Origin of the sequence: Rufibacter glacialis, assembly GCF_008271745.1 — a bacterium.
Taxonomy (GTDB): domain Bacteria; phylum Bacteroidota; class Bacteroidia; order Cytophagales; family Hymenobacteraceae; genus Nibribacter; species Nibribacter glacialis.
The window spans coordinates 763,451-774,487 of record NZ_VKKZ01000020.1; the positions used below are offsets into that span (position 1 = coordinate 763,451).

At 51.8% G+C, this 11,037-nt stretch carries 7 protein-coding genes; 1 reads left to right on the top strand and 6 read right to left on the bottom strand.

Features of this window, described 5'->3' with window-relative positions:
• Nucleotides 1-314 precede the first annotated feature (314 nt).
• A complete protein-coding gene (locus FOE74_RS11420; protein WP_149098718.1) occupies nucleotides 315-3,191 on the top strand; it encodes an outer membrane beta-barrel protein in 2,877 nt (958 codons plus the stop codon).
• Between the two features lie 558 nt (nucleotides 3,192-3,749).
• Here FOE74_RS11420 and FOE74_RS11425 read toward each other — a convergent pair.
• From FOE74_RS11425 to FOE74_RS11450, 6 genes are all read right to left on the bottom strand, one after another.
• Nucleotides 3,750-4,574: a 3-keto-disaccharide hydrolase gene (locus FOE74_RS11425; protein WP_372427413.1), complete on the bottom strand. Its 825-nt coding sequence runs from the start codon at nucleotides 4,572-4,574 to the stop codon at nucleotides 3,750-3,752.
• 230 nt (nucleotides 4,575-4,804) lie between these two features.
• Nucleotides 4,805-6,850 carry a DUF2264 domain-containing protein gene (locus tag FOE74_RS11430; protein WP_149098719.1) on the bottom strand — a complete coding sequence of 682 codons (2,046 nt, stop codon included), beginning with the start codon at nucleotides 6,848-6,850 and terminating at the stop codon, nucleotides 4,805-4,807.
• Between the two features lie 161 nt (nucleotides 6,851-7,011).
• A complete protein-coding gene (locus FOE74_RS11435) occupies nucleotides 7,012-8,163 on the bottom strand; it encodes a glycoside hydrolase family 88/105 protein (protein WP_149098720.1) in 1,152 nt (383 codons plus the stop codon).
• A gap of 71 nt (nucleotides 8,164-8,234) precedes the next feature.
• A complete protein-coding gene (locus FOE74_RS11440) occupies nucleotides 8,235-9,599 on the bottom strand; it encodes a BNR repeat-containing protein (RefSeq protein ID WP_149098721.1) in 1,365 nt (454 codons plus the stop codon).
• 219 nt (nucleotides 9,600-9,818) lie between these two features.
• Nucleotides 9,819-10,430: an RNA polymerase sigma factor gene (locus tag FOE74_RS11445; protein ID WP_149098722.1), complete on the bottom strand. Its 612-nt coding sequence runs from the start codon at nucleotides 10,428-10,430 to the stop codon at nucleotides 9,819-9,821.
• A 248-nt stretch (nucleotides 10,431-10,678) separates the two neighbouring features.
• Nucleotides 10,679-10,972, bottom strand: a complete 294-nt coding sequence (locus tag FOE74_RS11450) for a hypothetical protein (RefSeq protein ID WP_149098723.1) — start codon at nucleotides 10,970-10,972, stop codon at nucleotides 10,679-10,681.
• Nucleotides 10,973-11,037 lie beyond the last annotated feature (65 nt).

Here is an 11,037-nt window from a genome sequence, read left to right on the forward strand (position 1 = left end):
GTTAAAATAAAGAAAAATTGAAGAGGCAATCTCTTGCGTTTTCCATCAATAAGCAGAGGAAGGACTAGTCTGTTTTTGGACAGCTATGTCCTTATTTTTTGTTTCACCACTTCTGATTTAGGGCCGGTTCCTTAAAAACAGGCTCCAAACAGGAGGAGACGTGCTTTCTTCTCAGCTAGCCAAGCCTGACAGATAAGATAACCACCGTTTAGCACCATGTAAGGGTAGAGGAAAATAAATTAACAGAATTACAATATATAAAATAAACTATTGGCAGATTTTCATGTCAAAGAACAAAATCACCTCTGCCTGGCATGAAAACACATCTCCTCGTTCTCCTATTCTTCTTCTGTGGTACTGCCTACGTTCAGGCCCAGGGCGCTAAAGTTACCGGCAGCGTCTACAGCGCCCATTACAAAGAAACCCTCCCGGGGGCCAGCGTGCAGCTGATCAGACTACCAGATTCTGTGAGGACTATCGTGTCTACCGACAAGGATGGCCAGTTCCATTTCCCGGGGGTGAACCCAGGCGCCTATTCGCTTCAGGTCAACTTCATCGGGCACAAACCTTACATAAGACCGATACAGGTGCAGAACACGGCCTTGGACCTGGGGCAGCTTACCGTAGAGGAGGCTTCTACCTTGCTGAAGGAGATTGAGATAGTAGGCAAAATACCGCTGGGTACGCAGAAAGGAGATACCACGGTCTTCAACGCCGGCGCCTTCAAGGTTGCCGCTGATGCCAGTGCCGAGGATCTGGTGACCAAGCTGCCCGGGGTGACCGTGGTAGACGGCAAAGTGCAGGCGCAGGGCGAAGAGGTGCGGCAGGTGCTGGTAGACGGAAAACGTTTTTTTGGGGAAGATGCCAATACCGCCCTCCGGAACCTTCCTGCCGAGGTGATTGAGAACATTGAGATCTTTGACAAGAAGAGCGACCAGGCCGAGTTCAGTGGTTTTGACGATGGTAACCGCGCCAAGACCCTCAACATCGTGACCAAGAAAAACCGGCGGCAGGGCCAGTTTGGGAAAGTATCTGTGGGCGTGGGCCCAGCGGAGAAATACATGGCCGGCACCAGCCTGAACATCTTCAAAGGCGACCGGCGCTTCACCATCAATGGGCTCACCAACAACATAAACCTGCAGGATTTCTCGGTGGGTGAAGCGCCCGGAGGCGGCATGAGAGGACGCCGGAACATGGGTGGCGGCGGTGGCGCTGGCGGCGGAAGCGGCATTTCCACCACCAATAATTTCGGGCTGAACTACTCAGATTTCTGGGGGCAGAAGATAGAGGTAAGCGGTAATTACAATTACAACAACACCAAGAACGAGAACAACCGGCTCGTGTACCGCGATTACCAAATCTCCCGGTTCTTTGACCAGCAGAATGCAGACGAAAGCTATTCAGCCAACCGCAACGAAAACCATCAGTTCAATTTCAGGCTGGATTACAAAATCAACGACCGAAACCGGCTTTTGATCACCCCCCGGTTCTCTATCCAGAAAAACAGCACCGCCTCCAACACCATTGGGCAATCTATCTTTGACGCCGATTCCACGAATGAATCGTATGACGCGACTACCTTAACCACCACAGATAACGTTACTGACGCCGACAATTACTCGTACAACCTGGGTAATGATATCAATTTCAGCCATCGGTTCAACAAGCCGGGGCGTACCTTTTCCATTAACCTGAACACGGGGTACAACGTCAACAACGGCGACACCTACCGCATAACCAACGTAGAAGACTTCATTCGGCCAAGCAGAAGCATTTACCTGAACCAATTGATCAAAGCCAACAGAGACGGATTCAATTGGCGCGGAAGCGTTGCCCTGGGCGAGAAAGTGGGGGAAAAGGCCCGGGTACAGGCCGAGTACAACATCAGCAACCGGATAGAAGACTCGGAACGGCTGGCCTATGATTTTGGCGAAGGCGAGTACACCGACTTTAACGCCCGCCTGAGTAACTCCTTTGAAAGTGATTACCTGGCCCAACAGGCCAAAACCAGCTACCAGTACAATACAGACAAAGTACGGGTACAGGTAGAGGCCCAATACCAGGTAGCGAACCTGCAGAACGAGCAGGAGTTCCCCACCCCGTATCAGGTAAACCGCACGTTCCACAACCTGCTGCCTAACGCCCAATTTGAATACAAGTTCACCAAGACCAAGAACCTGCAGGTGGATTACCGCACCAACACCAATGCGCCCGGCGTCACCCAGCTGCAGGAAGTGATAGACAATACCAACCCGCTCCGGTTCCGGACAGGGAATTCAGGATTGGTGCAGGCGTATCAAAACTCCGTGAACGTACGCTACCGGTCCTTCAACACCGAGAACAACCACGTTTTCACCTTCTTCGTGAATGCGGCCCAAACGAATGACTACATCACCAACAGCACTTTAGAACTAACCGAGAAGGATGAGGAGTGGCTCGGCTTTGAACCAAGCGTAGGCGCCCAGTTCATCAGGCCGGTCAACCTGGACGGTAACTGGAATGCCCGCTCTTTTGTAAGCTATGGCCAACCCCTCAACCTCCTCAAGTCAAACATCAACTTCCACGGGTCTGTAGGGTACAACAAAACGCCAGGGCTGTTCAACAAGGAGCTGTTTTTCTCCACCTCTACCAACTATGGGCTAGGCGCCTCTCTCAGCAGTAACATCAGTGAGAACATAGACTTCAACCTTTCTTCCAACGCCAGCTACAACGTTATCAGCACTACCCTGAAGCGCTCCCAGAACACTAGCAACAACAACTTCTTCAACCAGTCCACGCACCTGCGGGCAAACATTCGGTTCTGGAAAGGTCTGGTGTACCGCACTGAACTTAGCCACCAACTCAATTCAGGGCTGTCCAGCAACCTGGGCAACACCTCCTTCACGCTCCTGAACATGAGCCTCAGCAAGAAAGTGTTCAAAAGCCAGAAGGGCGAAGTCAGCCTGAGCGTGAATGACCTGCTAGGGCAGAACATCAGCGTGCAGCGCACCCAAACCGATGCCTACATACAGGACGTGCAGACCTCGGTGCTGCAGCGCTTCGCCATGCTTACCTTCTCCTATAACATCCGCTCCTTCACCGGTGCCGCTCCCGGTGAGAGAGGTCCCGGCCAGAGAATGCCAGGTGAAAGAGGAACCATGCGCCCCGGCGGACAAGGAGGAATGGGCGGAGGCAGGAACCGTAACCAATAAGTACAGATCCTTTTACCTGCTGCCTTACACTTGACTTCGGACTAGTTTAGTAAATCAGGAAGATAGAGCATCTGATCCAGCCGTCTTACCTCGTTACAGTGTACCGAGGCTACATATCCGGGTTCTGTAGCGACGTTACACTGTAACGTCGTACGCATGGCCGCTTAGACAAGGAGTAATGGCAGGAACACCGGCAATCCTAACCAGAGCCGCCTGGCTTATTGGTGAAAATCCACAGTAGGGCAATTCTTTATTATTTTTTACAGAACAGGTCCATCATCACAAAAGCCACTCAGGGTAATCAAGCAAAGATCTTCTTCTGCAAGATTACCCTGAGTGGCTTTTGTGATGATTGGCTTTACTGGTATTCCGGGCGTGACAGCGGCGAAGGTTGATCTACGCCAACTGACTTCTATTTTGGGCTCATTTTCAAGAAAATGGCTTGAAAACAAACTTCAGTGATGGGCTCTGAAGCACAGCAACCTCCCGGCCTGGCCAGAGCGCAAACCTATTCCTTGTTTTTAGGCTATTTTTAGAATTCAGGCCTGAAACAACTCACTAGTTTAGTTTCTTGATTCGGATGTCTTTGAATTCAATGCCCTGGCCTTCGCTCTGCAGGCCTATGTAGCCTTGGGTCAGAGGCTTTCCGTCCTGCTTTACGGCCGGGTCATAGTTGTTGGTGACGCCCCCTCCTATCTGCGGACGGGTGTATTGCAAAACGGTATCGCCATTTATCACATGCGTGACCAGGGAATCGCCTAAGACGATCAATTCGGCCTTTACCCACTGGTTCCACTCAAAAGTAGGGGCAGATGAATTGATACAATGCCGGGGATCAATTTTGCCTTCGTACACTACATCGGTGCCCGGGGAGCACATGTTCCCGGTTGGGCGGGGTTTGCCATCTCCTGCCCCAGCCAGCAGCTGGAACTCCACCGAGATAGGCCAATCCTGCTCTTTCAGAATGGATTGCGGGCTTTGGGAATGGAACATGATGCCGCTGTTTCTATACGTGTAGCTAGGGGCATCTTTCAGCCATTGGTCGGTGAAGCGGTACTCCCATTTCAGGTGGAAGGAAGAGAAAGGCTCTTTGTAAAACAAGTGCCCATACCGGTTGTCAAAGGTCTGGTAATCGTCATAGTTCACCTGCAGGAGCCCATCTTTCACCCGGAAGGTTTGGGCATAGTTATCGCCCACCTCATGGTGGTGGATCTTCACTACCCAGTTCTCCAGGTTCTTGCCATTGAAAAGGGATTTCCACTCCTTTTCCCGCTCGCTCTTTTCCTTCAGGGAAGTGGGGGAACAGGAGGAGATGATCAGCCACATGAGGGAAGGCCACAGGACAGCCTTGAAGGAGGTACGTCTTGTTTTCCGGTGCATCATTTTCAGACTTTTAGGGTTCCAAGCCTTTCGGCTTTGCAAACATACATAGAAGCTGCTTAGGTTTTCCCTTTCCTATAGGCCCCAAATCCCGATTATGCTCTTTGGGTTAGAGCAAGTCTGTTTCTGGCAGTTTTTCCCAAAAACAACCTAAAAACAGATGCTTATATAGAGGGGCTTGCTTCTGGCAAAAGGCGGTAAATCAGGCTCAAGACAGAATATTCCTCTGGTCCTTAGTCAAAGCGGACGGTTTTCTGGTCTCCTTTTCTGAAAGAAACCGTGAGGGTTTTCCCGGTGGGGTCTTCCTCTATTTTCTGCACCGGCACCAACTCCTTGTCGGTCCACTTCTCGCCAGATCTTTTCCAGAGCATAAGCGTGGCGTACACTTTTGGTTGTTGCCCCGGCACAAAACTATCTGTGGCGTTGATCACCGAGCTATTCTGACTCTCTGGGTGCAGACCGGTAGCGTTAACGGTTTCCAGGTTCTCCCACCCCAGCAGGGACACCATAGCGAGCTGGTACTCGCCGTTGTCAATGATTTTCACCGGGTGGGCTTTCACGGTTCGGGACGTTTCTTTGATGGGCCCGTTCTTCTGCGGCAAGGCGTAGTGCCCCAACCGCACCTGGGTAGCCTCTGTGCTGAGGTTACGGTCTATTCTCAGGATGCCGTTGGGCAAGGTGATATCTGCCAGGTTCAGCTTGATTTTATCACTTGTCTCCAACACCACATCACGGTAGTAGACGCCGTCTTCAAACTTCCTGAAGGTGTAGAGGCGCAGCGCTTCCCAGGCGTTCTTTTTGTTTTTGAAGACGTAATTCATGGCCACTTCCCCTTGGGCGCCATCGGCTTGCCACGGGAAGGCACTGTTATACGCCAGGCGGTTGTAGTTTTCCGTGGACCGGAATTGTTGCCAGTCTTTGGCCACTGTCTCATGGCACCAGGCCCGCACCTCAGAGGCCCCAATATTGGGGTAGTTGGTGATCAATAGCTTGGAGCCTTCCTGGAATTTGTTGTAGACGTGGCCTTGGCGGAGCTCTTTTTCCCAGGCCCCCTCATTCTCTTTCACGGTCCAGAAAGGATGATCCTCCGGCACAAGCAGGCCCAGGAATATCTTGCCCATCCAGAACACGCTGGGCCGGGCACTGTAGATCTGCACGGCAGGCTCAAAGGGCCCGTAAAAGCCCAGGGTGGGGAGGTTATCGGGGGCTATGAAGTGCGGGTTCTGCAGAAACTGAAGCATATTACCGGAGGCGATTCTCCGCATCCAGCCGTAGTTGGTGCCTGGTTCCTGCGCAAAGGCCATGAGCGGGAAAGGCCCGGCCGCAGCAAACCGGTACGAAATGCTGCGGCCCCACATGATCATCTTCCCATCCCGGCCAAACAAGTGAGGGTAGTTGTCCTTCACTTCTTTGAAGTTGTCCATGAACCGGGCGGCGTAGGCGGGGTAGTGCTTTCTGCCGAAGAACTCTGCCCAAAGCGGCCCATACACCTGGAACGCCCACATGCTGTAATAGTCATAGGCTGGACTGTCATGGTACCAGCCCTGGCCCCGGTACTGCTCCAAGGACTTATCAAGGTATTCCTGCATCAGCTTTTCATTCACCTGATACCCCTGCTCTTGGAAGAAGCTCAATACAAAGATGTTGAAGAACCGCCAGTTAGATGCAATGGTAGGTCCGTCGCCGTAGCTGAGCATGGTGTTGGCCAAGGCTTCTTTCTGGGTTGGGGTAAGCGGTGCCCACAAAACCTCGGGGATATTGAACAGCGAAATGGCCAAGGCCCCGAACTCCACCAATATCTGGTTCGCACCACCGTTCTTCGCCCGGGGCTTCACATAGGTAGGGCTAGTGGGATCCGTCAATTTCACCAGCTGATGGCGGTAATACTCCGCTACTTGGAGGCCGTTGATCTGCAGGTCTGGGTTCTCTTTGAGCAGGGGCGCCGCCATGAACAAGGTTCGGCAAAGGCCTTCCAGCATCTCGGTATTGGTGTGCACCCCATCGCGCGGGTAGCTCTTACCCGGTTGTTTGGGAAACACCATAGGGTCATCCAGGGTTTTGACATAACTAAACGCCCCCGTGAGCAGGTAATGTGCCGCGTCTTTCCAATGCTTTCTGGTCATGCCTGTTTGCGGACTGGTCTTGAAATCGGGGTTGACCAGCTGGAAGGTTCGCGGGTTTGGTGCGGCATTGACCGGGCCTGCCTCTGTTTGGGCCTTCAGCAAATTTCCTGTGAACAGGAAGGCAAACAACAGCAGCGTTTTGGGGAGGTATTTCATAAAGGAGTAGGAAAATGAAACAGCTAATGGAAGAAGCGTGAAACCCTCAAAAGGAAGAGAGGAGCAGAACAAACAGCCATGATTTCCTTGAAGCGCTTGCCTCCCTGGTTTAGGGGCTGGTTCTCTAAAATCAGCCTCTAAACCAGGGAAGCGGAAGCTCTTTAATCAAGCAGGCGGTACATCTCAGAAGCGGCGAGCAGAAAGGCCCCTACCCCAAAACCCGTGGTGGAATGGACATCTACTACCTGCCCGGGGATCGCCCTCTCCCCAATGGGTTGCACGTAGCCTAATTTCCCATTGGGCTGCAGCGCCGTGGTGGTGAGGTAATGGTAGCCTTTGGCCGCCACCGGCAAATATTCTTTCTTGTCCAATAGGCCGTTGTTGATACCCCATAGAAAGCCATAGGTAAAGAAGGCGGTACCACTGGTCTCGGGGCCGGGCGCATGGGCGGGGTCCAGCATGCTGCGGGTCCAGTAGCCTTCGGGTTGCTGGGCCTTGGCAATGGATTGGGCCATGTCTTTGAACCGCTGTTCGTATTCTTTCCGGTGGGGAGCTTTTTTGGGCAGATCCTGCAAAACTTTGGCGAAACCGGCAAACACCCATCCGTCGCCCCGGGCCCAGAAGTCTTTCTTCCCGTTGGCACTCTTGTGCTTGGGGTACACGTACTTGGCGTCGCGGTAATACAGTTTCTCTTCCTGGTCATACATGATGGAATCAGCGTACGTTAGGTACTCCTGCAGTTTCTCCAGGTACTGTTTGTTGCCGGTTACCCGGTAAAGCTTGGTCATCACGGGCATTACCATGTAGAGCCCATCGGCCCACCACCAGTAATCCTGGCGGGGCGTGCTCATCTGGTACTCCATCACTTCCCGCGCCCGGGCTATTTTTTTAGGGTCTTTGGCACCCTCCAAACAGTACAGGTCAATGTAGGTCTGAAAGCAGATCTGCCAATCCCCGAACAGCACGTAGTCGTCCTTCTCGCCATAACTGTACTTCCATTTGGCTCGGTCCGTGGACTTAGCCCCCATCCACTGGTTTTTCTCGGCCCAGGCCTCAGAGTATTTCCGGTACTCTTCTTTTCTGGTCACTTTATAGGCTTCCATGTTCCCTGTGTGGTAGGCAGCGATGTCCCAGAACGCCCAGCCCGGGTGGGGGTTGGTGGTTTGCCAATACGTGTTGGCTCTGTGCAGCTGGTCAGCGACCTCCTGCTTGGCTTTGGGTAGCAAGGGGTGCTTGGGCTTGGCCCCCGCGGTCACGGCCCAGGAACCGAGCAGCAGGAGGAGAAACGGGAAATAGATTTTCTTCTGACGCATATTAACTTTTAAACGGGGAGGAACATCTTGGTTTTAAGGTATTTCCAGGAAAACAGGGCAATAATGGTTTTTCAAAAGTCAGGTTTCCACTCCACCACCTGGATGGGTTGCGGCCCCAGGCTGGAGCGGCCTTCCCCGTCTACCTGGTCCACCTTCTGGATAAATAAATTGAGCACCTGCTTGTCTTTCCAAAGCTCGGTGTCATAGGTGGGTTCCCAGGACCCCAACGATTCAGGGGTCAGGTCAAGAATGGCCCATTTAGGGTCTGAGATTTTTTTGATAATCAACGCCGAGGCCTTATTTTCTCTTTCCTCATCCCGGAAGATCATCAGAACCGAGGCCTTTTCTCCGGCATTCTTCACCACAACCTGAGGCCTGGCGATGGGAATGCGTTTGGTGCCCACCCCACTCAGGCTGAAAGGTGTTTTCCGGAAATCCAGCTCCAGTTTTTGCCAGGCTTTTCCGTTATGGTACACCAGATGGTATTGGGGAATGGTGGAGCCCTCCGCGCGCCAGTAGGTGGCAATGTAAGGGTTACCGTCTTCATCAGCGGCCATGGAGGTTTGGTTGATCAACTCACTGTTCTGCGGGATGGTGAAGGCTTTCTCAGCGGTGGCTTCGGTGATGGGCAGGGTATATTTTTCGCCGGTAGACTTCTCCCAGGTTTGGCCCCCGTCACGGGAGCAGGCGTAGGCCAGGTCATGGTTGCTGGCTACGTTCGGGCTTTCGCGCCACACCCAGGACACATGGAGGGTGCCTTTCTTGTCCAGGTAGGCTTGCCAGTAAGCATTGCGCTTTCTTTCCCCGTTGATGAGGTTGCTGTGCACCTGCGTCCATTGCCTGGAATTGGTGTCATAGCGGTTGATGACCAAGTTGCCCTGCCCTGAGCCCCCATCGCGGTAGAAGAACAGGAGGTTTCCGTTGGGCAGCCGGTAAAACTCCGGATACGAAACGGCCTTTTCTCTCTGGCCCGTCATGGGCATCTTTTCGGTGAGTTGCAGTGCGCCAGGCCGAACACTGCGGGCGTAATTCAATGGGTGGTTGTGGTGGTCCCAGGAAAGGTGCAGGAATCCATGGCCATCTACCATCAAGCTGATGGTGTTATGGGCATCAGAGGCATTTCCCTTCAAATCTGTCTTTACCACCTCCCACGTCTCTGCGCCGCTTTTCCTTTTCGCCAACATCACAGATCGGTCACTGTCATACCAGGCGGTGTATTGGGTTCCCTGAAACGTCACCAGTGAGTTCTTCCGGAAGGCAACCACATTCACGGAGTTGTTCGCCCACCCTCCTTCTGCCACCGTGGATACGTTAGGTGCCTTGACTGGGGAATCTGTCCTAGTTTTAGAGGAACTACACCCGTATACCCCTACCAAAAGGGCCAGGGCAATAAAGGGAAGTAATGCCTTGCGTTTCTTTTTCAAAGGTTGGTTCATGTGGTCACAAGTAGGTGCATGGTACCCTGGAGGTTATAAGCGTTTGGTGAGCAAGCTTTGGGTGCCGTAGTAGTGGTGCCCTCTTGTTTGGGTGTAGATGGAATACTTCCCGGTGCCCTTTCACTTTTAAGAGGAAGGGACAAAGGTGTTGAAGAAATTTTCTTGGCTTTGCCTCAGGAGGAAGGTGCGCTCTCTGGCCTTGTTCCCAAGGTTTTCCTGTTACGTCCCATTCAGGTATTTGACATTCTTCTTGAGCCCCAACAACCCCCTGCTCACTAATTTGTAGGCATTGTCAATGCTCAACTCCATGGTACCCGAGATTTCCTGGAAGGTCAGGTTTTTATAGAATTTAAGTAAAACAGCCTTTCGCTGGTTCACGGGCAACAGAAGCAAACCTTTCTTCAGGGAGGCTTTTTGTTCTAGTTTAGCCTGCGCCAGGATCATGGAATTCTCCACAGACTCATGAGAACCTCCGCAGCCTCGGGCTATCTCTCCCAGGTTCTCACAAGGGACTTCTTTCCTGTTTTGTATTTCCTTATGAATCCGTCTTTTCAGGGAAGCATACAGATAGAAGCGGATGGAAGTGGGTTGGGCCAGGTTGCCTTTGCGCTTCCATAAATCAAGGAACAGCCCATGAATACAGTCTTCTAGTAGCGTTGGGTCTTCTGAGTACTTGCGCCCATACTGGTAAATGACCTGAACATAGTTTTCATAGAGCGTGGCAAAAGCACCTTCATCGCCTGATTGAAAACGTTTCCAGACCTCATTATCATCAACGTTTAGTTGGAGACCATTTGGTAGGCGGGTACGGTTGGTGGAAATTGCTTGCATACGTCAGCTGTTCAAAGGGGCCGGAAACGTTTCCTAAAACCCTTATCAAATGGTCTTTAGCACCTCCCTTGTTTCTTCTCTTCTCCTGTTGACCCTATGCTTTAAATTTAATGTTAATTTGACAATTATTCAATAGGTTTATAAAAAAAACACCTATCCTCCATGATTGGATGTAAAACAAAAAGCCTATAGAAACTATAGGCTTTTTGTTTTACATCCAATTTGGCTAAACCTTTATTGAAACTCCTTTACAGGGTTTGGGCGAGGTACTTTTTATAGTTTTGCTCAGATTCAAAATATTCTACATCCCCGTTGGTGCTGCCTTTCTTCAAAGCGATGAAAGCGGAAGACTTGTCTACCTTCTTTCCGGTTACCGGATCAAGCGCTTCCCGCACCTGGCTTTCATTTTTAATGGTCTTCACACACATCTCACAGCAACCGTAATACATCTTGTCGGCAAACTCCACCGGAAATTGCTTCTTCCCCATGTACATGTTGTTCACCATGCAGACCAGTTCTTTTGGTAGCCCGTCTTTGGTCATGCTGGGCGGTATTTGTTCCTTTTGGTCCGCCGGCATGGCCGCATGCCCTTCAGTGGCGTGAACAA